Annotated in this window: 16 protein-coding genes, 4 tRNA genes and 1 other RNA gene; 10 read left to right on the forward strand and 11 right to left on the reverse strand. The window is 72.5% G+C overall.

The window, feature by feature from the left end; translation table 11 throughout:
* Positions 1 to 187: 187 nt before the first annotated feature.
* From purL to purS, 3 genes are read right to left on the reverse strand one after another with little or no spacing between them, the layout of a single operon-like run.
* Complete coding sequence (gene purL / locus ACZ4YY_RS08530; RefSeq protein WP_468285392.1) at positions 188 to 2,446, reverse strand: phosphoribosylformylglycinamidine synthase subunit PurL; 2,259 nt, start codon at positions 2,444 to 2,446, stop codon at positions 188 to 190.
* Positions 2,443 to 3,123, reverse strand: a complete 681-nt coding sequence (purQ, locus tag ACZ4YY_RS08535; RefSeq protein ID WP_468285395.1) for a phosphoribosylformylglycinamidine synthase subunit PurQ — start codon at positions 3,121 to 3,123, stop codon at positions 2,443 to 2,445. The genes purL and purQ overlap by 4 nt, the downstream gene beginning before the upstream one ends.
* Positions 3,120 to 3,383, reverse strand: coding sequence for a phosphoribosylformylglycinamidine synthase subunit PurS (gene purS / locus ACZ4YY_RS08540; protein WP_360835218.1), 264 nt, complete (start codon positions 3,381 to 3,383; stop codon positions 3,120 to 3,122). The genes purQ and purS overlap by 4 nt, the downstream gene beginning before the upstream one ends.
* Before the next feature lie 364 nt (positions 3,384 to 3,747).
* Here purS and ACZ4YY_RS08545 point away from each other — a divergent pair, with 364 nt between their 5' ends.
* From ACZ4YY_RS08545 to ACZ4YY_RS08580, 8 genes are all read left to right on the forward strand, one after another.
* On the forward strand, positions 3,748 to 4,065 hold the full coding sequence (locus ACZ4YY_RS08545) for a histone-like nucleoid-structuring protein Lsr2 (protein ID WP_468285398.1): 318 nt from the start codon (positions 3,748 to 3,750) through the stop codon (positions 4,063 to 4,065).
* 134 nt (positions 4,066 to 4,199) lie between these two features.
* Positions 4,200 to 4,271 (forward strand) — tRNA-Gly (locus ACZ4YY_RS08550).
* Positions 4,272 to 4,351: 80 nt separating this feature from the next.
* Positions 4,352 to 4,424 (forward strand) — tRNA-Gly (locus ACZ4YY_RS08555).
* 339 nt (positions 4,425 to 4,763) lie between these two features.
* On the forward strand, positions 4,764 to 5,738 hold the full coding sequence (locus tag ACZ4YY_RS08560; protein ID WP_468285401.1) for an ABC transporter ATP-binding protein: 975 nt from the start codon (positions 4,764 to 4,766) through the stop codon (positions 5,736 to 5,738).
* Positions 5,735 to 6,532, forward strand: coding sequence for an ABC transporter permease (locus ACZ4YY_RS08565; RefSeq protein WP_468285404.1), 798 nt, complete (start codon positions 5,735 to 5,737; stop codon positions 6,530 to 6,532). Before ACZ4YY_RS08560 ends, ACZ4YY_RS08565 begins: the two co-directional genes overlap by 4 nt.
* Before the next feature lie 28 nt (positions 6,533 to 6,560).
* Complete coding sequence (locus tag ACZ4YY_RS08570) at positions 6,561 to 8,039, forward strand: sensor histidine kinase (RefSeq protein ID WP_468285407.1); 1,479 nt, start codon at positions 6,561 to 6,563, stop codon at positions 8,037 to 8,039.
* Positions 8,036 to 8,644, forward strand: a complete 609-nt coding sequence (locus ACZ4YY_RS08575; RefSeq protein ID WP_468285410.1) for a response regulator — start codon at positions 8,036 to 8,038, stop codon at positions 8,642 to 8,644. Before ACZ4YY_RS08570 ends, ACZ4YY_RS08575 begins: the two co-directional genes overlap by 4 nt.
* Before the next feature lie 23 nt (positions 8,645 to 8,667).
* Positions 8,668 to 8,740, forward strand: a tRNA-Gly gene (locus ACZ4YY_RS08580).
* Positions 8,741 to 8,780: 40 nt separating this feature from the next.
* On the opposite strand, the gene ACZ4YY_RS08585 is transcribed toward ACZ4YY_RS08580, so the two are convergent.
* The 6 genes from ACZ4YY_RS08585 to ffs form a co-directional block, all read right to left on the reverse strand.
* On the reverse strand, positions 8,781 to 9,680 hold the full coding sequence (locus tag ACZ4YY_RS08585; RefSeq protein WP_468285412.1) for a phosphoribosylaminoimidazolesuccinocarboxamide synthase: 900 nt from the start codon (positions 9,678 to 9,680) through the stop codon (positions 8,781 to 8,783).
* A 156-nt stretch (positions 9,681 to 9,836) separates the two neighbouring features.
* Complete coding sequence (locus tag ACZ4YY_RS08590; RefSeq protein ID WP_468285414.1) at positions 9,837 to 11,372, reverse strand: N,N-dimethylformamidase beta subunit family domain-containing protein; 1,536 nt, start codon at positions 11,370 to 11,372, stop codon at positions 9,837 to 9,839.
* Positions 11,373 to 11,807: 435 nt separating this feature from the next.
* Complete coding sequence (locus ACZ4YY_RS08595; protein ID WP_468286539.1) at positions 11,808 to 13,535, reverse strand: M48 family metalloprotease; 1,728 nt, start codon at positions 13,533 to 13,535, stop codon at positions 11,808 to 11,810.
* Positions 13,536 to 13,894: 359 nt separating this feature from the next.
* On the reverse strand, positions 13,895 to 15,172 hold the full coding sequence (gene purD, locus ACZ4YY_RS08600) for a phosphoribosylamine--glycine ligase (protein WP_468285419.1): 1,278 nt from the start codon (positions 15,170 to 15,172) through the stop codon (positions 13,895 to 13,897).
* 234 nt (positions 15,173 to 15,406) lie between these two features.
* Complete coding sequence (locus ACZ4YY_RS08605) at positions 15,407 to 17,692, reverse strand: DNA polymerase III subunit gamma and tau (protein ID WP_468285422.1); 2,286 nt, start codon at positions 17,690 to 17,692, stop codon at positions 15,407 to 15,409.
* Between the two features lie 69 nt (positions 17,693 to 17,761).
* An RNA gene (gene ffs, locus ACZ4YY_RS08610) (signal recognition particle sRNA small type) lies at positions 17,762 to 17,860 on the reverse strand.
* Positions 17,861 to 17,932: 72 nt separating this feature from the next.
* Here ffs and ACZ4YY_RS08615 point away from each other — a divergent pair.
* Positions 17,933 to 18,020 (forward strand) — tRNA-Ser (locus ACZ4YY_RS08615).
* Positions 18,021 to 18,157: 137 nt separating this feature from the next.
* Here ACZ4YY_RS08615 and ACZ4YY_RS08620 read toward each other — a convergent pair.
* Positions 18,158 to 18,580 carry a DUF1707 SHOCT-like domain-containing protein gene (locus ACZ4YY_RS08620; RefSeq protein ID WP_468285425.1) on the reverse strand — a complete coding sequence of 141 codons (423 nt, stop codon included), beginning with the start codon at positions 18,578 to 18,580 and terminating at the stop codon, positions 18,158 to 18,160.
* Positions 18,581 to 18,663: 83 nt separating this feature from the next.
* Here ACZ4YY_RS08620 and ACZ4YY_RS08625 point away from each other — a divergent pair, with 83 nt between their 5' ends.
* Positions 18,664 to 19,260 (forward strand): TetR/AcrR family transcriptional regulator, encoded by a 597-nt coding sequence (locus ACZ4YY_RS08625; protein ID WP_468285431.1) that lies wholly within the window; start codon positions 18,664 to 18,666, stop codon positions 19,258 to 19,260.
* Positions 19,261 to 19,348: 88 nt separating this feature from the next.
* Here ACZ4YY_RS08625 and ACZ4YY_RS08630 read toward each other — a convergent pair whose 3' ends face one another.
* Complete coding sequence (locus ACZ4YY_RS08630) at positions 19,349 to 21,559, reverse strand: copper resistance CopC/CopD family protein (protein WP_468285435.1); 2,211 nt, start codon at positions 21,557 to 21,559, stop codon at positions 19,349 to 19,351.
* Positions 21,560 to 21,570: the final 11 nt, after the last annotated feature.

The following is a 21,570-nucleotide window of genomic DNA, read 5'->3' on the forward strand; positions in this document are numbered from 1 at the left end:
GAGCGTGACCGCAGCCGGCGGGGCTGTCGGGCTCGCGGCACGGGGTCGGAGCCGGGGACACCGGAGAGGGCCCCACTGGGACGAGCAGGCCCGGCTGGGGCGAGGGGATCTGATCCACGGGGGCCGTGAGGCGCGGGAAGGCCCCGCCCGGAGTGCGGGCGGGGCCTGGTGTCGTGTGGGCGGGTGCTCAGGCCAGGAGGGCCGGGATGGTCTCCTCGTGCGCCGTGCGCAGCTCCTCCAGGGGGAGGGAGAACTCGCCCTGAAGTTCCACCGTGTCACCGTCGACGACGCCGATACGGGTGGCCGGGAGGCCGCGCGCACCGCACATGTCGTTGAAGCGGACCTCCTCCGAGCGCGGGACGGCCACGACGGCGCGGCCGGCCGACTCGGAGAAGAGGAAGGTGAACGCGTCCAGACCGTCCGGGACGATCAGGCGCGCGCCCTTGCCACCGAGCAGCGCCGACTCGACGACCGCCTGGATCAGACCGCCGTCGGACAGGTCGTGCGCGGAGTCGATCATGCCGTCACGGGAGGCGGAGATCAGGATCTCGGCCAGCAGCCGCTCGCGCTCCAGGTCGACCTTCGGGGGCAGGCCGCCGAGGTGGTCGTGGATCACCTGGGACCAGGCCGAGCCGCCGAACTCCTCACCGGTGTCGCCGAGGAGGTAGAGCAGCTGGCCCTCCTCCTGGAAGGCGACCGGCGTGCGCCGGGCCACGTCGTCGATGACGCCGAGGACGGCCACCACCGGGGTCGGGTGGATGGCCACCTCACCCGTCTGGTTGTAGAGCGAGACGTTGCCGCCGGTCACCGGGGTGCCGAGCTGCTGGCAGGCGTCGGCGAGACCGCGGATGGCCTCCGCGAACTGCCACATGACGGCCGGGTCCTCGGGCGAGCCGAAGTTCAGGCAGTCGGAGACGGCGAGCGGCTTGGCGCCGGTGGTGGCGACGTTGCGGTACGCCTCGGCCAGGGCGAGCTGGGCGCCGTGGTACGGGTCCAGCTTGGCGTACCGGCCGTTGCCGTCCGTGGCGATGGCGACGCCGAGGCCGGTCTCCTCGTCGATGCGGATCATGCCGGAGTCCTCGGGCTGGGCGAGGACGGTGTTGCCCTGCACGAAGTGGTCGTACTGGGACGTGATCCACTTCTTCGAGGCCTGGTTCGGGGACGCGACCAGCTTCAGGACCTGGTCCTTCAGCTCGGCCGACGTCGCCGGGCGCGGCAGCTTGTTCGCATCGTCCGCCTGGAGTTCGTCCTGCCAGGACGGGCGGGCGTACGGACGCTCGTACACGGGGCCGTCGTGCGCGACCGTCCGCGGGTCGACGTCGACGATCTTGCCGCCGTGCCAGAAGATCTCCAGGCGGTCGCCGTCGGTCACCTCGCCGATGACGGTGGCGATGACGTCCCACTTCTCGCAGATCTCCAGGAAACGGTCGACCTTCTCCGGCTCGACGACCGCGCACATGCGCTCCTGCGACTCGCTCATGAGGATTTCCTCGGGAGAGAGGGTCGAGTCGCGCAGGGGGACGTCGTCCAGCGTCACGCGCATGCCGCCGGAACCGTTGGAGGCCAGCTCGGACGTGGCGCAGGACAGGCCCGCCGCGCCGAGGTCCTGGATGCCGACGACCAGCTTCTCCTTGAAGGCCTCCAGGGTGCACTCGATGAGGAGCTTCTCCTGGAAGGGGTCGCCGACCTGGACGGCCGGGCGCTTCGACGGCTTGGCGTCGTCGAAGGTCTCGGAGGCGAGGATCGACGCGCCGCCGATGCCGTCGCCGCCCGTGCGGGCGCCGTACAGGATGACCTTGTTGCCGGCGCCGGAGGCCTTCGCGAGGTGGATGTCCTCGTGCCGCATGACGCCGATGGCACCGGCGTTGACCAGCGGGTTGCCCTGGTAGCAGGCGTCGAAGACGACCTCGCCGCCGATGTTCGGCAGTCCCAGGCAGTTGCCGTAGCCGCCGATGCCGGCGACGACGCCCGGCAGGACGCGCTTGGTGTCGGGGTGGTCGGCCGCGCCGAAGCGCAGCGGGTCGACGACGGCGACCGGGCGGGCGCCCATCGCGATGATGTCGCGGACGATGCCGCCGACACCGGTGGCCGCACCCTGGTAGGGCTCGACGTAGGAGGGGTGGTTGTGCGACTCGACCTTGAAGGTGACCGCGTAGCCCTGGCCGACGTCGACGACACCGGCGTTCTCGCCGATGCCGACGAGCAGCGCGTCGGACTGCGGGGCCTTCTCGCCGAACTGGCGCAGGTGCACCTTCGACGACTTGTACGAGCAGTGCTCCGACCACATGACGGAGTACATGGCGAGCTCGGCGCCGGTCGGGCGGCGGCCGAGGATCTCCACCACCCGCTCGTACTCGTCCTTCTTCAGGCCGAGTTCGGCCCAGGGCAGCTCGACGTCGGGGGTCGCGGCCGCGTGCTCGACCGTGTCCAGAGGCGTCCGGCTCATGCGTTGACCAGCTTCTTGAGGATCGAGGTGAAGAAGGGGAGGCCGTCGGTGCGGCCGGTGCCGATCAGCGGCTCGACGGCGTGCTCGGGGTGCGGCATGAGGCCCACGACGTTGCCGGCCTCGTTGCTGATGCCGGCGATGTCGCGGAGCGAGCCGTTCGGGTTGAAGTCCACGTACCGGAAGGCGACCCGGCCCTCCGCCTCGAGCTGGTCGAGGGTGTACTCGTCGGCGACGTACCGGCCGTCCATGTTCTTCAGCGGGATGTGGATCTCCTGGCCGGCGCTGTAGTCGCTGGTCCAGGAGGTCTCCGCGTTCTCCACCCGCAGCTTCTGGTCGCGGCAGATGAAGTGGAGGTGGTCGTTGCCGAGCATCGCGCCCGGGAGCAGGTGGGCCTCGGTGAGGATCTGGAAGCCGTTGCAGATGCCGAGGACCGGCAGACCGGCCTTCGCCTGCTCGATGAGCGGCTCCATGACCGGCGAGAAGCGGGCGATGGCACCGGCGCGCAGATAGTCGCCGTAGGAGAAACCGCCGCACAGCACCACGGCGTCGACCTGGTGGAGGTTCCTGTCCTTGTGCCAGAGGGCGACCGGTTCGGCGCCCGCGAGGCGGATCGCGCGCTGGGTGTCCCGGTCGTCCAGGCTGCCCGGGAAAGTGACGACGCCAATACGAGCGGTCACTTCGCGGCCTCCGCGACTTCATCAACCCGGACCGTGAAGTCCTCGATCACGGTGTTGGCGAGGAAGGATTCCGCGAGATCGTGGATGCGGGCGAGCACGGCCTCGTCGACGGGTCCGTCAACTTCCAGTTCGAATCGCTTTCCCTGACGTACGTCCGAGATGCCCTCGAAACCCAGCCGCGGCAGTGCGCGCTGCACCGCCTGGCCCTGGGGGTCGAGGATCTCCGGCTTGAGCATGACGTCGACTACGACGCGTGCCACTGGCACTCCCGGTGTTGTGGTGCTGAGCAGGTTCCTGCGGCTGTGTTCAGGCAGGTGTCTTCAGACTACCCGCACAAAATTTCTACGCGAGTAGAGTTGTAGGAATCTACGTGACGACTGTCACGATGCGGCCTCAGGGCGAGGGCTTCACGAAAAGTTCAGGGAAAGATCCCGGATCGATGCACCAGAGGTATTGCGCTGGGACACGCGGGCAGATTTAGTCGGGCTTCACTTTCCATTGCCGGGCACTGTACAAATGAAATGGCAATAGCCGATACTTTGCCCCATAACAGGCTGACAGTCGACATCTCCGTGACGTCTTGGCACGTCATCGCAGAGCTGTCGCACGAAGGGACCGATATTCGTGGCGCAGAAGGTCGTGGTCACTCTCTTTGACGACATCGACGGCTCGGAAGCGGCGGAAACGATCGCCTTCGGACTCGACGGCAAGTCGTACGAGATCGACCTGAATGAAGCCAATGCCGGGAAACTGCGTAAGGCACTCGCACCGTACGTGGAGGCCGGCCGCAAGCGGTCGCGCTCGGGCAAGGCCTACAAGCAGACGGAGGTCGCGCCCGACCCGGCGGCCGTCCGGGCCTGGGCCCTGGCCAACAAGATGGACGTGCCGGCGCGGGGCCGCATCCCCAAGAGGGTCTACGAGGCGTTCACCGAGGCCCAGTGACCCCCTGCGCACCACCTGCCCCAGGGTCCGTCAGCGGGCCCTGGGGACAACCGACTTGCGCTACCCCCCACATGGTCGGCTAATGTCTGGAGCACGCCGCCGGGCCGGGAGAAAACCCAGCTCACGGAGGCCACGCGGGTGTAGTTCAGTAGCAGAACATCCCCCTTCCAGGGGGAAGGCGCAGTGTGCGATTCCTGTCACCCGCTCTGCACCGCCGGTCCGATCCTCCTTGTGGATCAGGTAGGCTGGTGCTCGCACCGATCAGTGAAAGCTGGTCGGCGGCAATGCGGACGTAGCTCAGTTGGTAGAGCGCAACCTTGCCAAGGTTGAGGTCGCGAGTTCGAGCCTCGTCGTCCGCTCGGGAATTAGACCCCGGTCCATTGGACCGGGGTCTTTTCATGCGCCCACTGATCGTTCGTCGTCTGATCTCTCGCGTCTGATCTCTCGTGTCTGATCTCTCGCGTCTGACCTTTCGCGTCGTCCGACCGTTCACGGCTGGTGCGCTCGGGGGCTGCCGGCCCTCCCGGTCGCCCTGGCCTGCTCGGTCGCCCTGGCCTTCCCTGGTCGTCCGCTCCTTCCGGTCCTTCCGGTCCTTCCGGTCCTTCCGTCGCGCGGGCTTCCCGTCCTCTGACATTTGTCATACGGAGTGATGACAGCGCGCACTGCAGTCGGCGCCCGTCCGCCGGGAGGCTGGAGTCATGGAAGCCAGGGACACGAAAGAGCACGTGATCGAGGTCACCGACCTGCGGCGTGTGTACGGGGGCGAGTTCGAGGCGGTGCGCGGGATCACCTTCCACGTCGACCACGGGGAGGTCTTCGCGCTGCTGGGCACCAACGGGGCCGGCAAGACGTCGACGGTGGAGCTGCTCGAGGGGCTCGCGCGGCCCGACGGGGGACGCGTCCGCATCCTCGGCCACGACCCCTACGCCGAGCGGGCCGCCGTCCGGCCGCGCACCGGGGTGATGCTCCAGGAGGGCGGCTTCCCCTCGGAGCTGACCGTCAAGGAGACCGCGCGGATGTGGGCCGGCTGTGTCAGCGGGGCCCGGCCGGTCGGGGAGGCGCTCGCCCTCGTGGGGCTCGCCGGCAAGACCGGCGTACGCGTCAAGCAGCTGTCCGGGGGCGAGCGGCGGCGGCTGGACCTGGCGCTCGCGCTGCTCGGCGACCCGGAGGTGCTGTTCCTCGACGAGCCGACGACCGGCCTGGACGCCGAGGGCCGCCGCGCCACCTGGGACCTGGTGCGCGCCCTGCGGGACGCGGGGACGACCGTGTTGCTGACCACGCACTACCTGGAGGAGGCGGAGGGCCTCGCAGACCGGCTGGCCATCCTGCACGAGGGACGCATCGCGGCCGCCGGGACACCCGCCGAGGTGACCGCCGCCCAGCCGTCCCGGATCTCCTTCGAACTGCCCGAGGGGTACTTCGTCGGCGACCTGCCGCCGCTCGGTGAGCTGGGCGTGAGCGACCACGAGGTCGACGGGCGCCTGGTCCGGCTGCGGACGCGGGAGTTGCAGCGGACGGCCACCGGTCTGCTGGTGTGGGCCGAGCGGGCCCGGATCGAACTGCGCCGACTGGACATGCGGTCGGCGTCACTGGAGGAGGCGTTCCTGGGGATCGCCCGGGACGCGGCGAACGCCTCGGGTGTCGAGGCGGAGCACAAGGAGGTCGCGGCATGAGCGGGATCGTCGTCAAGGGCCGGGGTGCGGTGACCACGCCGGCGAGCCGGATGGCCGCCCTCGCCCGCGCCGAGCTCGTCCTGCTCGGCCGCAGCAAGGCCACCCTGGTCACGGCCGTCCTGGTGCCGCTGGCGCTGCCCTTCAGCCTGCGGTCCGTGATCGACGAGATGGACGTCCAGGACGTCGGCCTCAGCGTCGGCCTGGTCATGCTGCCGGCCGCCATCGGGTTCTCACTGCTGTTCGGCGTGTACGGGGCGCTCACCGGCATCTTCACCGCCCGGCGCGAGGAACTCGTGCTGAAGCGGCTGCGCACGGGCGAGCTGCGGGACGTCGAGGTCCTCGCCGGCTCCGCACTGCCGGTGCTCACCACCGGCCTCGCGCAGTGCCTGGTGCTGGCGGCCGCCTGCACCGCCTTCCTCGACGTACCCGCCCCCGAGGCGCCCCATCTCGCGGTACTGGGCGTGCTGTTGGGGCTGGTGATGTGCGCGGCCCTGGCGGCCGTCACGGCGAGCCTGACCCGGACCGTGGAGAGCGCACAGGTCACCACCATGCCGTTCGTGATCGTCTCGATGATCGGCTCGGGTGTGGCCGTCCCCCTGGAACTGCTGCCCGACCGGGTCGCCTCCGTCCTGGAACTGCTGCCGCTGAGCCCGGTCATCACCCTCGTCCGCGGCGGCTGGACCGGCGACCTGTCGGCGTACGAGGCGGTGGGCGCCCTGGCGACCGCACTGGCCTGGACCGTGCTGTCGGTGTTTGCTGTACGGCGGTGGTTCCGCTGGGAACCGCGGCGCTGACGTACCGGGGGAACGGGGAGACGCGAGCATGAGCAGGCCGGGGGGCTGGTGGCGGCGAAAGAGCACGCCGGCCAAGGTCGAGACGTACACACGGTGGTCCTTCCACTTCTTCGCCGTGGCCGAGTTCACCTCGGTGGGCGTGCCGTTCGGTTCGGGGGTGTGGACCGGGGCCGGGCTGTGGCTGCCGGTGCTGATGCTCGGGCACAGCGTGCTGTGCGCCCTGACGGCGTCGCGGGCGCTGGACTGGACGCGCGGTCGCCGGGCCCGGCCGGTCCGGCTGCTGTGGGCGCTCGCCGCGGCCACCGCGGCGGTCGGTGTCCTCGCGCTGTGGATCGCCGAGCACACGGCACACGGCAGGGACGACGTCGCGACCGCTGCGGGCGGCGTGTTCGGGGTCAGCATGATCTTCGCGGCGGGCAACACCGCGCTCGGCGTCCGCGGCCTGCGGCGCGTCACGGGGGTCGTCGTCGGCTACGCCGTGGGCGCCGGTGCGGTGGCGCTGCTGCTCGTCCTGCCCCTCGGCGCCGCCCTGGTCTCGGTGGTGGCGGTGCTGATCGGCGGCGCGTTCCTCGCCTCCACCTTCGTCTTCTCCGTGTGGCTCCTCAACGCCGTCTACCAGCTCGACGAAGCCCGCGAGACCCGGGCGCGGCTCGCCGTCGCCGAGGAGCGGCTGCGGTTCGGGCGGGACCTGCACGACGTCATGGGGCGCAACCTGGCGGTCATCGCCCTCAAGAGCGAGCTGGCCGTGCAGTTGGCGCGCCGGGGCCGGCCCGAGGCCGTGGAGCAGATGATCGAGGTGCAGCGCATCGCGCGGGAGTCGCAGCGCGAGGTGCGGGACGTCGTACGCGGCTACCGGGAGGCCGACCTGGGCGTCGAACTCGCCGGTGCGCACGGGGTGTTGACGGCCGCAGGCATCGACTGCGACGTGCGCGGCGAGACCGACGGACTGCCCGCCGAGGTGCAGTCGGCGCTCGGGTGGGTCGTCCGGGAGGCGACGACCAACGTGCTGCGCCACGGCGACGCGGCGCGGTGTTCGGTGAGGCTGCGGGTGACGGGGGGACGAGTGGTGCTGACGGTGGAGAACGACGGTGCGGAGCCCTCGGGGGACGGGGAGGGCTCCGGCCTCGCCGGGCTGCGGGAGCGGCTCGCACGGGTGGACGGGACGCTGGAGGCGGGGTTCGCGGGGCCGGGGGTCTTCCGGGTGGTGGCGGAGGTGCCGGTGCGGGATTCGGGGTGTGCGGCGGGGCGGGATCCGGCGACGACTGCGGGATGGGAGTCGGCGTCTTCGGGAACGCGGGAATCGGCGTCTTCGGAGACGCGGGAGTCGGCATGGACGGCGGGGCGGGATCCGGCTGCGGCGGGGCGGGATCCGGCGTCTTCTCACGCTCGGGACTCGGCGTCGGAGGGGCGGGAGTCGGCTGCGGCGGGTCGGGGGTCGGGGTCCGAGGTGCCGGAGTCGGCTGCGGCGGGCCGGGAGTCGGCTGCGGTGCGGGAGGGGGTCGTATGAGTGTGCGGGTGTTGCTCGCGGACGACGAGCATCTGATCCGGGGGGCGTTGGCCGCGCTGCTGTCGTTGGAGGACGACCTGCTGATCGTCGCCGAGGCGGCCACCGGGCCGGAGGCCCTGGCGATGGCCCGGGCCCACGAGCCCGACGTCGCCGTCCTCGACCTCCAGATGCCCGGCGCGGACGGTGTGAAGGTCGCCACATCCCTGCGGAGCGAACTGCCCGGCTGCAAGGTGCTGATCGTCACCAGTCACGGCCGGCCCGGCCATCTCAAGCGGGCGCTGGCGGCCGGTGTGCGCGGGTTCGTGCCGAAGACGGTCAGTGCGCAGCGGCTCGCGGAGATCATCCGGACCCTGCACGCCGGAAACCGCTACGTCGACCCGGAGTTGGCCGCCGACGCGATAGCCGCCGGGGACTCGCCGCTGACCTCGCGCGAGGCCGAGGTGCTGGAGCTCGCCGCCGACGGGGCGCCCGTCGCGGAGATCGCCGAGCGGGCCGCGCTGTCCCCGGGGACCGTGCGCAACTACCTCTCCTCGGCCGCCTCCAAGCTGGGAGCGGAGAACCGGCACGCGGCGGTGCGTCTCGCGCGCGAGCGAGGTTGGGTATAGTTGCTCTCGCGCCACGGCGCACTGCGGACGTAGCTCAGTTGGTAGAGCGCAACCTTGCCAAGGTTGAGGTCGCGAGTTCGAGCCTCGTCGTCCGCTCTGGTCGCGAAGGCCCCCGGTTCCCCGGGGGCCTTTCGCGTTACGTCCAGCTGACGCCCGTCAGACGCTCGTAGGCCTCCACGTACTTCGCACGGGTCGCCTCGACGACGTGGCCGGGCAGCGCGGGCGGGGGCTGCTCGCTCGCCCGGTCCCAGCCGGACTCGCCCGAGGTCAGCCAGTCCCGCACGAACTGCTTGTCGTACGACGGCTGCGCGCGCCCCGGCTGCCACTGGTCGGCCGGCCAGAAGCGGGAGGAGTCCGGGGTGAGCACCTCGTCGGCGAGGACGAGGCTCTCCCCGTCGTAGCCGAACTCGAACTTGGTGTCCGCGAGGATGATGCCGCGGTCACGCGCGATGTCCCGGCCGCGGGAGTAGACGGCGAGGGTCGTCTGCCGCAGTTGGGCGGCCGTCTCCGCGCCGACCTGGCGGGCGATCTCCTCGTAGGAGACGTTCTCGTCGTGCTCGCCCACGGCGGCCTTGGTGGCCGGGGTGAAGATCGGGGCGGGGAGTTCGGAGCCGTCGACCAGGCCCTCGGGGAGGGCAAGGCCGCAGACTGTGCGGGAGGCGTTGTACTCCAGCAGGCCGGAGCCGGTGAGGTAACCGCGGGCGACCGCCTCGACGGGGACCATCTTCAGGGACTTGCAGACCAGGGTGCGGCCCTGCCACGCGGCGGGGGCGCCCGCGGGCGGCTCGGTGCTCAGGACGTGGTTCGGGACCAGGTCGGCGAGCTGGTCGAACCACCACAGGGAGAGCTGGGTGAGGACGCGGCCCTTGTCGGGGATCTCCGTGGGCAGGACCCAGTCGAAGGCGGAGATGCGGTCGCTGGCGACCATCACGAGGTCGCCCGCCTCGTTCTGGTAGAGGTCGCGCACCTTGCCCGTGTGCAGATGCACCAGGCCCGGCACCTCGAGGGGTTCGGGCTTTTCTACGAATCCGGACACGGTTCCTCCCCGTGGTTCTGTCCTAGGCCTTGATTGTCCCGTATGGGGGCCCGGGTGGGGGCAGCGGGTCGGTTCTGCGGGAGGGGCGGGTGATCTTGTGAGAGGCGGGGGGGCGTTCCGCTGGTGGTGGCGTGCGGGTGCCGAGCGGCGGGCGGGTCAGTCCCGCTTGCAGATGCGGTCCAGGAGGTTGGCCGTGGCGCGCTGGACGCGGGGATCGGCGTGGCCGGGGCGGTCCAGGGCAGGGGACCAGGCGAAGGTGCCGGAGGCGAAGACCCAGGCGCCGGAGGGGGCCCGGTAGAGGGAGGTCTCCTGATGGCGCAGGACGCCGTCGGGGTCGGCGTAGGGGGAGTGCGCGAGGAGTGTGCGCTCCTCGTGGGGCGGGAGCGCGGTGCGCGGGAAGTAGCGGTCGGCCTCACCCGCGACCAGGCCCTCGATGCCGTCGCCCTCGTGCGCGCCGGTCGCCTCCCACAGCCAGTGCCCGGAGTTCCGCACGATCAGGGGGTGCGGCTCGGGGACGCGGCCCGCGTACTGGATGCCGATCAGCTGCTGCTCGGCGCGGTCGATCTCCCGCCACAGCGCGGGCTTGCCCGGCCCCTTGCGTTTCCGGCAGGTGAGGAGGCGGCCGGGGACACCGGACGGCGACGGGCCCAGTTCCACCTGCCAGTAGACGGAGTTGGCGGCGAGGAAGACGAGCGAGGTGCCGCCGTCGCGGGCGAGTTCCACGGTGCGGCGCATGGCCTGCGACCAGTACTCGTCGTGGCCGGGGAAGATCAGGCCGCGGTAGCGGGTGGGGTCGATCTGACCGGTGTGCAGGTCGCGGGCGTCGGCGTAGGCGAGTTCGTAGCCGTAGCGCTCGGCCCACCGGATGACGTCGTAGGCGTGGCCGACGTGCAGCGGGAGGCCGGCGCCCGCGTACGGACGGTCGAACGACACGGTCGTCGCGGCGTCGGCCTCGCCGAGCAGCCGGCCGTTCTCGTCCCAGGCGTGGTAGAGGCTGGCACCGGTGCGGCCGTCCTCCGGATAGAGGTTGTACGCCTGCCAGGTGATGTCCGGGAGCAGCAGGAGCAGGTCGGCGGGGCGGCTGTCGCGGACGGTGAAGGGGATGTGGGAGCGGTAGCCGCCGACGGTGGTGAGGACGGCGACGTACGCGCCGACGTTCCAGTACGAGGGGACCTGGAGACGCCAGGAGAGCCACCAGTGGTGGCAGGAGACCGTGCGGTCGGCGGTCAGCGGCGGGGGCTGGACGATGCCGGGCAGGCGCGGACTGGTGGTGATCTTGGCGGCGCCGTCTCCGTCGTAGTGACCGATGCGGTAGATGTCGACGCTGAACTCCTGCGGCGGGTCGACCGTGATGTGGAAGTCGACGGCACCGCCGGGGGCGACCGCACCGGTGGAGATGAAGCCCTTGATCTGGCGGCGCACGTCGTCGGCGGAGCGGGGGCCGCCGACGGCGGGGCGCGGGGCCGGGATCCTCGGGGCGTCCTGGGTGAGCGTGGTCCCCCTGGGCACGGCGGCCGGAGCGGCCGGGTCGACGTACCAGGGGACGATCTGGCCGGAGTCGCCGAAGTAGGTCTCGCCGCCGCGCAGCCAGGGGAGCGGCCCCTGACCGAAGGGGTCCGTCACGGCGTGCGCCAGTGCTCCCGATTCCCATCGGCGGACGTGCTGCGGTCCTGGCCCTGGTCCCGGTCCCATGGTGCTCCCCTCCCTCGGCCCCCGTGCTGGTCGTCCGTGTGCTTGTCCTATGTCCCTCGCCCATGCCATGGGCGCGTTCGGTCCCAGCACATCACATAACGCACGCAGACTGTCACTATTCGTTGCGGATTGGCAGAAAGTGGAATGAAGTGCTCCGGCCGGGTGTGGCGGTACGGCTGTGGGGTGGCGGTACGGCTGTGGGGGGCGGGGGTGCCACGTGTGCGCGCCGTGGCCGGAGGTGGCGTCTGATGCCGTGCCGTGCGTCTGACGCGGTGCCGTGCGTCGCTGCCCGTGCCGTGCCCCCTGATGCCGTTCGGTGGCCGCCCCGCGTCCGGCGCGTTCGGTGACCTGTGGTGCCGCCCCCGTGGGGTGGGTGCGTTCGGTGACCCGTGGTGCCGCCCCGTGGGGCGGGTGCCCGGCCGTGCCGTTCGGGGCTCAGCCGAGGCGTACCGGCTTCTCCGGTCGTATGCCGAGCTCCACCAGCCAGGCCCGCAGCGGTGTCGCGTCGCCGTCCTCGACCAGGCTGAGGACCCGGGGGTTCAGGTCGGCCACCCGTTCGCCGTGGACGAGGAGGGTCGGGCCGTCGAGCCAGTCCAGGCCCGGGGTGGCGCCGACGGTGTCCATGGCGGCGCAGCAGACCATCGCCGTGACGTGGTCGGCGAGGAGGTCGCGGTCGGTGCGCGGGGGCTGGAGGGGGAAGAGCGGCAGGGCGCCGTCGTCCCACAGGGGGGTGTCCGGGCCGGCCGGTCCGGGTGCCGGGGAATCGGACGCGGGTGCTGCCTCGGCCTCTTCGCGGGCCAGCTCGGCGCCGAGGCGGGCGGCGAGGGCGCTGGTGCGGGGGTGGTCGTCCGCCGGGAGGGCGTCCTCCGGGGCGGCGGGCTGGGAGGTGGCGGACGAGGGGGCGGGCGGGGCCGGTGCCGGCACGTCCGTCAGATGGTCGAGCACCCGGGCCAGGGTCGGGCCCTCGGCGGGCGGGGTCGCGGGCGGGCCGGGCGCGCGGCGGACGCCGAGCGCGTCGAGGACCCGGTGCAGGCGGGCCGCGTCGGCGCGCCACTTCCGGTCCACGACCTCGTCCGGATACTCCTGCCAGCCCACCGGCGACCAGTCCGGGCCGGACTTCGCGGGGCCGCCGTGGAACAGCCGGGCGGCGAGGAGGGAGGCGGCCTCGTCGATGGCGCCGGGCTCTTCCAGCAGGTCACAGGCGGGACGCTCGCCCAGGCGGGAGGTGAAGCCCTCGGCCAGCCGGTCACGCCGGGACAGCTCGGTCAGGGCGGCGACCACGCCCGCGTCCAGCCGCGAGGGCCAGCGGCCCATCCGCCAGGCGGGCAGCGCGACCCGGGTGAGGAGGCGGTCCCAGCCCGCGTAGGCGAGGCCCACCTGCTCCTGGGCGACGATCCGCAGTCCGTAGTCCACAGCCTGTGCGCGCTCGGCCGCCGCCGCCGCCACCCCGCGCTCCATCTCGGCCGCGTGGACCTGGCAGCTCCGCAGCAGCAGCCGCGCCACCCAGCCGATGCCCGCGCAGACCAGACGGACACCGGGACAGCGCCCGCGGTCGGCGGAGACGGCCACCGCCGCGTCCAGGCCCCGTACGAAACGCCGGGCCGCCGCTATGTCGGGGTGCGCCGAGGGTCCCGTACCGGCGACCACCGGGGCGAGGACGGCCCGCAGCTCGCCCACGCGCATCCACCACAGGAACGGCGAGCCGATGACGAGCACGGGCGCCGTCGCCGTACGGCGGTGCAGGTGCCGGGCGGGGCCCGCGCCTGCTATCTCGTCGCGCTCCCGGGGCGGGGGCGGGCCGTGGGCCGGATGGGTACGGTCCTCCAGCCAGCTGTCGCAGTCCGGGGTGAGCGCTATGGCGGAGGGCGCGGGCACCTCGAGCCGGTCGGCGAGGTCGCGCACCATCCGGTACAGGTCGGGGGCCGAGCTCTCGGCGATGGCGACCGTCGGGCTGACGGCCGGGCGGGCGCGGGCGACGACGAGGGCGACGAGGCCGGCGGCGAGCAGCACGAGCAGCGCGCACGCGGACACCACCCAGCGGGCGATGTTCCAGCCGGCCCCGACGAGATGCCCCGTGGAGTCACCGGCGAGCAGGATCACCGCGGCCGCCGCGGGCAGCAGCGCGACGGCGAACGCCCTGCCGCGGATGCGCAGCACGGCCATCGCCCGGGCCCGCGCCGCCTGTGCGCCCGCCTCCACTCCGATACCGGTCACGACCGGACCTCACCCCCTCCCCCGCGGTACTGGCTCTCCTGTCTTGTCCACTCCCCCACTGTGGCACTCGCGCCTGACATCGCAATGCCGATGGGCCAAGTGCCGGAAAGCTTGCGCCGCACCCTAGTTGGCGGTTCGGCCTCCGTCAGCCGGATGGGGCAGCGCTCACTCGATGGAATGGCTTTGGGGAAAGGTGGATGACGGTGGGCAAGGATCAGGCCCCGGGTCCGCGGGGTGGTTCCCTGCGGACACCGGGGCCTGGGAGATGCCTGGTGAGAGCCCGGAGTCAGGCCTTTGCGAGCCCGGAGTCAGGCCTTCGCCGCCGCCTCCGACGCCATGTCTGCCGCCGCCTTCGCCGCGATGTCGGTGCGGTGCTGGGAGCCGTCCAGGCCGATGCGTGCGACCGCCCGGTAGGCACGCTCGCGGGCCTGGGTGAGGTCTGTGCCGGTGGCGGTGACGGACAGGACGCGGCCGCCCGCGCTGACCACGTGCTCGCCCTCCCGCCGGGTGCCGGCGTGCAGGACGTAGGCGTGCGGGGCGTCCTCGGCGGCCACCTCGTCCAGGCCGGTGATCGGGTCGCCGGTGCGCGGGGTGGCGGGGTAGTCGCGCGAGGCGACGACCACGGTCACGGCCGACTCGTCGCTCCAGCGCAGGGGCTCCAGATGGGCCAGCGTGCCGGTCGCGGCGGCCATCAGCAGCCCGGCGAGCGGGGTCTTCAGACGGGCCAGGACGACCTGGGTCTCGGGGTCGCCGAAGCGGGCGTTGAACTCGATGACCCGGACACCGCGGGAGGTGATCGCGAGGCCCGCGTAGAGCAGACCGGAGAAGGGGGTGCCCCGACGGTGCATCTCGTCGACGGTCGGCTGGAGGACGGTCGCCACGACCTCGTCGACCAGCTTCGGGTCGGCCCACGGCAGCGGGGAGTACGCGCCCATGCCGCCGGTGTTCGGGCCCTCGTCGCCGTCGAGCGCGCGCTTGAAGTCCTGGGCGGGCTGGAGCGGGACGACCGTCTCGCCGTCGGTCACCGCGAAGAGGGAGACCTCGGGGCCGTCGAGGAACTCCTCGATGACGACGCGCTCGCAGCCGGCCGCGTGGGCCTCGGCGACCGCGAGGTCGTCGGTGACGACGACGCCCTTGCCGGCGGCGAGACCGTCGTCCTTGACGACGTAGGGGGCGCCGAACGCGTCGAGGGCCTCGGTGACCTCCTCCGGCGTCGTGCACACGTAGGAACGGGCGGTGGGGACGCCGGCCGCGGCCATCACGTCCTTGGCGAACGCCTTGGAGCCCTCGAGCCGCGCGGCCTCACCGGAGGGGCCGAACACCGGGATGCCCGCCTCGCGTACGGCGTCGGCGACCCCGGCGACCAGGGGCGCCTCCGGTCCGACGACGACGAGCTCGGCGCCCAGCTCGGTGGCGAGCGCGGCGACGGCCTTGCCGTCGAGGGCGTCGACCTGGTGCAGCTCGGCGACCTCGCCGATGCCGGCGTTGCCGGGCGCGCAGTGCAGCGCGGTGACGGCGGGATCGAGGGACAGGGAGCGGCACAGGGCGTGTTCGCGGGCGCCGCTGCCGATGACGAGGACGTTCACGGGGCCAGCCTAACGGGAGGGCGGGCCGGGGGTTGTGCGGGCTTCCGAAGGCTCGCAGGTTCGGGTGTTGTGCGTTCCTATGAAAAGAGGGTGGGCGGGGGCGGGCCGTCGGCGACCCGTCGGCGACTCGTTCTGCCACTTTCCACGCGCTTCGTGCCCCCTTCCCGCGTGCCTTGTGACTCCCTTCCTGCGCGTTTCGGCACGCCTCGACCTGTTGTGGAGCGTGGAGCGCCGCTACTCGTTGTGGAACTCCTCCACCACCGTCGCCCCCAGCTCCCGGACGATCAGTTCGTGGCCGGAGAGGGCCGACTCGTTGAGGTCGGGGTCGTCGTCCTCGGGGATGTCGTCCTCGAGGGAGACGGGTTCCGGGGCGGGGGGCTGGGGGGCGGGGCTCGACGCCGGGGCGGCGTGCGTGGACGCCGAGGGGGGCGTGGTGCGGGTGGGCGTGGGGGCCGAGGGGCCGGCCGGGCCGGCCGACGGCGTGGGCCGGGGTGCCGTACCGCCGCCGTAGCCGCCCTGGGGGCTGCCGTAGCCGCCGGACGGCGGGCTCGGGGGGCCGCCGAAGCCGCCGGCCGGTGCGGGGGCCGAGCCGCCGCCCGACGGGTCGACGACCGCGTCGATCTTCCAATGCACGTTGAACTGCTCGGTCAGGGCCTGACGCAGCACGTCCTCGCTGCCGCTGCTCGCGAAGTTGTCGCGGGCGCCGGCGTTGACGAAGCCGAGCTGGAGGGTGGTGCCGTCGAAGCCGGTGATCTGGGCGTTCTGGCTGAGCAGGATCCAGGTGAAACGGCGACGGTTCTTGACCGCTTCCAGGATGTTGGGCCAGAGCGTGCGCGGGTCGATACCGCCGGCGGGAGGAGCGTAGGCGACTGCCGGGGCGGCGCTGGGAGCCGGGGCGGGAGCCGGGGGGGCGGGCGCCGGGGCCGCCGGAGGGCGGGCGCCGCCGCCTGCGGGCGCCGCGGTGGGCCAGCCGCCGGGACGGCGCCCGCTGCCGGCGGCGGCGGGGGTCGGCCAGGCGCCGGGGGCGGGCGGAGCGGCCTCCGCGGCTGCGGGGCCGGACGCGGGGGGCGCCGGGGTGGGCGCCTGGGTGGGAGGTGCCGGCGGTGCGGGCGGTGCGGGCGGTGCGGGTTGCGCAGGGGCAGGCGCCGGTGGCGCGGCCGCCGGGTCGGGGGCCGCAGCCGGGCCGGGGCTCGGGGCGGAAGCCGGGGCGCCGCCGCGCACGGCGGCCCGGGCGGCAGCGGCGCCGCCACCGGGCGGAACCGCCTGCGCCGCCGGTGCGACGGGAGCCCCTCCGTGCGCCTCGGGGCCGGGCACGTATCCCGTGGCGGGCATCCCTGCCGCGGCGGCGCCCGCCGAGAAGTTCACACCGCGCTCGATGCGGTCGAGGCGGGCCATGACGGACCGCTCGTCGCCGTAGGCGGCGGGCAGCAGGACGCGGGCGCAGATCAGCTCGAGCTGGAGGCGGGGCGACGTGGCGCCGCGCATCTCGGTGAGGCCCTCGTTGACGAGGTCGGCTGCGCGGCTGAGCTCGGCGGCGCCGAAGACGCCGGCCTGCGCCTGCATCCGCTCGATGACATCGGCGGGGGCGTCGATGAGGCCCTTCTCGGCCGCGTCGGGCACCGCGGCGAGGATGACGAGGTCGCGCAGCCGCTCCAGCAGGTCGGCGACGAAGCGGCGCGGGTCGTTGCCGCCCTCGATGACGCGGTCCACGACCTCGAAGGCCGCCGCGCCGTCCCCGGTGGCGAAGGCCTCCACCACCGAGTCGAGCAGCGAGCCGTCCGTGTAGCCGAGGAGGGAGGTGGCCATGGCGTATGTCACACCGGCCTCGGTGGCTCCGGCGAGGAGCTGGTCCATGACGGACATGGAGTCACGCACCGAACCGGCGCCGGCGCGCACGACCAGCGGCAGGACGCCCTCCGCGACGGGGATGTCCTCCTTCTGGCACACCTCGCCGAGGTAGTCCCGCAGGGTGCCCGGCGGCACCAGCCGGAACGGGTAGTGGTGGGTCCGCGACCGGATGGTCCCGATGACCTTCTCGGGCTCGGTGGTGGCGAAGATGAACTTCAGATGCTCCGGGGGCTCCTCGACGACCTTCAGCAGCGCGTTGAAGCCGGCCGACGTGACCATGTGGGCCTCGTCGATGATGTAGATCTTGTAGCGACTGCGGGCGGGGCCGAAGAAGGCCTTCTCCCGCAGGTCACGGGCGTCGTCCACACCGCCGTGCGAAGCGGCGTCGATCTCGATGACGTCGATCGAACCCGGCCCGTTGCGCGCCAGGTCACGGCACGACTCGCACTCGCCGCACGGCGTCGGCGTGGGCCCCTTCTCGCAGTTCAGGCAACGGGCCAGGATGCGCGCGCTGGTCGTCTTGCCACATCCGCGCGGACCGCTGAACAGGTACGCGTGGTTGACCCGGTTGTTCCGCAGCGCCTGCTGCAGCGGGTCGGTGACATGCTCCTGCCCAATGACCTCGGCGAACGACTCCGGGCGATAGCGGCGGTACAGCGCGAGAGACGACACGCATACGAGGTTATAGGCGCCCACTGACAACCGGACCCGCCCGAGTCCGCCCCCGCGGCCCCGCCCCGACACGCAAGCGCCCCCCACGCACCCGCCAGAGCCGACCTACCCTTGCTGCCTTCCGGCCCTGGGGGAGTTCAGTCAGATAGCGCCGCGTGAGGGGCTGCCCAAACAGTACCCGATGCCGGCGGCCGGGAACGAGTTCGCGAGCACTCCTCTCGGTCATGTAATGTTCCTGGCGGAGGATTCGCCTAGAGGCCTAGGGCGCACGCTTGGAAAGCGTGTTGGGGGCAACCCCTCACGAGTTCGAATCTCGTATCCTCCGCCAGTGCCTCACCGGGCACGATGTCGAAGGGCCCCACCGTTCGCGGTGGGGCCCTTCGGCGTACTCCGTCTCACTCGCGCCGAAGCAGCGCCACCCCGAAGCCGATACGCCGACCTGTCAGGGACAGCGCGGCCATCGCCTCATTCATCGGTGTCGTCTGGTTCGCGCGGCCAGACAGCGATGGCGATCAGCACGGCTGCCCACACCCCCAGCGGCGTGACCGGCCAGTAGTACGTCAGCTCTCCCTTCTCTGCACAACGCGCGCCCCAGATCGCCGACATGATCAACGCACCGCCGAGCCAGTAGCGCCATTCGGCCAGCCAATCCCTGAGGTCTTTGCGGTCCTGCTCCGCTCGGGTGGGGGTCGGTGTGGGTAAGTCGGCTACCAGCAGGGCAAGCTCATCAGCCGTGCGTGCGCGCAGTGCGCGTCTCGAACGGGCCTCATGCTCGTGCGGATCAAGTCGCCCCTCAGCCAGTGCCGCTGCCAGTACATCGAGCACTTCGTCGCGGTCCCGGTCCGAGACCCTCACGGCAGGCACAGAATGCTCACGCCGGTCGTCCACCCCTGTCCCCTTTCGGCACCACACAGCACCTGGTCCGATGACGCTTTAGAATACGACTGTATCTTAAAGATGGAGCGTGACCGATGCCCAAGACGGTTGACAGGGAGAAGCAGCGCCGACAGATCGGTGCGGCCCTGCTCCAGCTGGTCTCCGAACGCGGCCTTGACGAGGTCAGCGTGCGTACCGTGGCCGCCGCCACCGGCCGCTCCCCCGGCGCCGTTCAGAAGTACTTCCGCACCAAGGACGAGATGCTCACCTTCGCCGCCGAGCTGGCCGGTGAGCGCATCGAGCGCCGGATGGCCGACGTGAACACGACACTGCCGCTGCGCCAAGCGCTGCGCGAACTGATCCTGACCACGCTCCCAGTGGACGCCGAACGACGCGCCGAGGCCACCGCGCAACTCGCCTTCGCCATCCACGCGGCACACCACCCCCGCCTTGCCGAGATCCGGCGGCAGGTCGACGAGGACATCCGTCAGGCACTGGCCGCCTGGCTGGAGTCGGCCGGGCACAAAGCCGAATCGGCGACCGTCGCCGATTCGGTGATCGCACTGTCCGACGGCCTTGCATTGCGCATGCTGTACACCCCACAGGACCATGAGCACCTGCTCACGGTCCTGGACCAGGCCTTGGACGCCCTGATCCCGGGCCCTGAGGCAGACGTCCACGTCAGCGAGTAGTCCGGGGCGACCAGGGTGTGCCGCATCGGGCGGGGAGCGACGGGGAGCACCGCACCTGTCAGGGCGGCCGGACGCTCTCCCCTCCCGCTCAGCGCTCGACGCGTATCTCGGCCCGCTCGCTCACCTGGTCGATCTCCGTGACCCGCACCGTCGCCTTCATCTCCCAGGTGCCGGGGAGGGGCAGGTTCACGTTGCCGGCCCAGTAGCCGCCCCGGTCGGTGAGCTCGGCTTCGAGGGGGCCGATGTCCTGGCTGGGGAGGCTGAAGGACAGCCGCAGTTCGGGGATGCTGATGAACCCGCCGTCGAAGCCGTAGACGACCGCCTGGACGGGGTTGTCGCCGACGCGGCCCGGGTCGAGGGTGATCTGCACCCGGCCGCGGGCGCCGGGGAACTCGGGGCTGCCGGCGTCGAAGGGGATATACGTCACCGAGGCGGCGGGGATGCCGGCGGACTGCTCGGTGGTCGCCGCCTCGGCCTCGGCCCGGCCGGGCAGGGTGCCCGTCAGCACGGTCGTGAGCATCAGCACCACGACGGAGACGACGACCTCCGCCAGGACGGAACGGCGCAGCGCCCGGCGGTGCGCGTCCTCGGCCGGGGGCAGGGGCGGCTGCCGGGGGGTGCCGGGGGCCGCCGGTGTGTCCGGGGCGGCGGGGCCGGAGGGGGGCGCGGCCTCGCCCCCGCCGTGCGGCCGGAGACGGTCTTCGCCGGGCCCGCCAGGGCCGTCGCCCAGCGCTCCCGTGTCCGCGTCCGCAGGCGTGGCGGGCTCGTCGGGGGTCGTCGTGTCCGGGGGCGCGGGGGCGCCCACCGGCTGGGGGACGCGCGAGGCCACCGCCGCCGTCCGCCGTGTCGCTTCCGCGGCCGCCACCGTCCTGTTCGCCGCCTGGACCGCCTCTTTTCCCGTCTCTCGGGCCTTCTCCATCTCTTGGAGCCTCTCCGTCTCCTGGAGCCTCTCCGTCTCCAGCCTCTCCGTCTCCTGAAGCCTCTCCGTCTCCTGGCGCCTCTCCGTCTTCGTCGTCCCGTCCGTCTCCGTGTTCTCGTCCGGGTTCGTCGTCGTGGCCGCGTGGGCCCTCAGCAGGGCTGCCGTGAACTGACGGGAGAACGCGCCCGCCAACAGCAGGAAGAGCACCGCCGCCAGCTTGGCGAGGAGGGTGCGGCCGTAGGTCGTGGTGGTGAGGGTGTCGAGGGTGCCGAGGCCGCGCCAGGACTGGTAGACGCCGGTGAGGGCGAGGGCGGCCACGGAGACGGTGGCCAGGCGGGAGAAGCGGGCGATCACGGTCGGCGGCAGGGCGTCGTGGCGCAGCAGGACGAGGACTGCCGGGAGGCCGCCCAGCCAGGCCGCCATCGCCAGGAGGTGCACCACCGAGGAGGTCATCGCGGCCGGGACCTGGATGCCGGCCGACGCGTGTTCGGCGGCGGCCCAGGTCAGGGCGAGGCCGACGGCGAGGGCCGCGCCGGTCACGAGGGTCGCGCGGGAGGGCCGTTCGCGGTCGCGCTCGCGCCGGAGGAGGACGGCGGCCGCGGCCAGGAGGGCCAGCCGGGCCAGCAGGGCGAGGCCGGGGCGGCTGGTGAGGGTGCGGCTGAGGCCGGAGGGGTCCAGCGCCTCGGCCGGGGACACGCCCGTCTCGTAGGGGGCGCGCAGGAGGAGCAGCAGGAGCGTCGAGGCGGTGAGGAGACACCAGCCGGCCAGGAGAGCCCTGCGCAGGGGGCGGGGGTCCGGTGGGCGGCAGACGATGACGAAGACCGCCGTGCCGATGAGCAGGGCCGCGCCGCCGTACGCCGCGTAGCGGCCGATCTTGTAGAGGGCGCCGGTGGCGGGGTCCTCGATGGCGGTCGCGGGCAGGGCGGCCGTGGTCGGGGACGGTTGGCCGACGGAGAAGGTGAAGGCGCCGGAGACCGGGTGGCTGTCCGCCGAGACGACGCGCCAGGCCACGGTGAAGGTGCCCTCGCCGAGTTGTTCCGGCAGGGTGACCCGCGCCGTGTCCCCGCGGCCCTCGGCGTGCCGGGCCGGGCCCGTCTTCACACGTTCGTTGTCGGGGCTCAGCACGCGGAAGGAGTCGTCGAGCAGGCCGACGGACTCGGTGAAGGTCAGGGTCAGGGCGCGGGGAGCGGTTTTGACGACGGATCCGTCGGCGGGATCGCTGGAGCGGAGGGCGGAGTGGGCCGACGCCTGTCCCGCACCCTGGAGGAGGAGCAGGACCAGCACGGTGCCCAGCAGCACCAGTCCCTGAAGTCGCCGGGTTCGGCCGGCCGCCTGGCCGCGTCCGCCACTGCGTCGTCCGTCGTGGGACTCTTCGCTCACGTCACCGCTCC

It is taken from the genome of Streptomyces sp. NPDC030143 (genome assembly GCF_055573695.1).

Bases quoted from the DNA above. Each gene is read 5' to 3' on its own strand.
- ACZ4YY_RS08560 (WP_468285401.1), top strand. From the start codon at position 4,764: ATGGAAGCCAGGGACACGAAAGAGCACGTGATCGAGGTCACCGACCTG.
- ACZ4YY_RS08565 (WP_468285404.1), top strand. From the start codon at position 5,735: ATGAGCGGGATCGTCGTCAAGGGCCGGGGTGCGGTGACCACGCCGGCG.
- ACZ4YY_RS08590 (WP_468285414.1), bottom strand. From the start codon at position 11,372: ATGGGACCGGGACCAGGGCCAGGACCGCAGCACGTCCGCCGATGGGAA.
- ACZ4YY_RS08575 (WP_468285410.1), top strand. From the start codon at position 8,036: ATGAGTGTGCGGGTGTTGCTCGCGGACGACGAGCATCTGATCCGGGGG.
- purL (WP_468285392.1), bottom strand. From the start codon at position 2,446: ATGAGCCGGACGCCTCTGGACACGGTCGAGCACGCGGCCGCGACCCCC.
- ACZ4YY_RS08570 (WP_468285407.1), top strand. From the start codon at position 6,561: ATGAGCAGGCCGGGGGGCTGGTGGCGGCGAAAGAGCACGCCGGCCAAG.
- ACZ4YY_RS08595 (WP_468286539.1), bottom strand. From the start codon at position 13,535: ATGGCCGTGCTGCGCATCCGCGGCAGGGCGTTCGCCGTCGCGCTGCTG.
- ACZ4YY_RS08625 (WP_468285431.1), top strand. From the start codon at position 18,664: ATGCCCAAGACGGTTGACAGGGAGAAGCAGCGCCGACAGATCGGTGCG.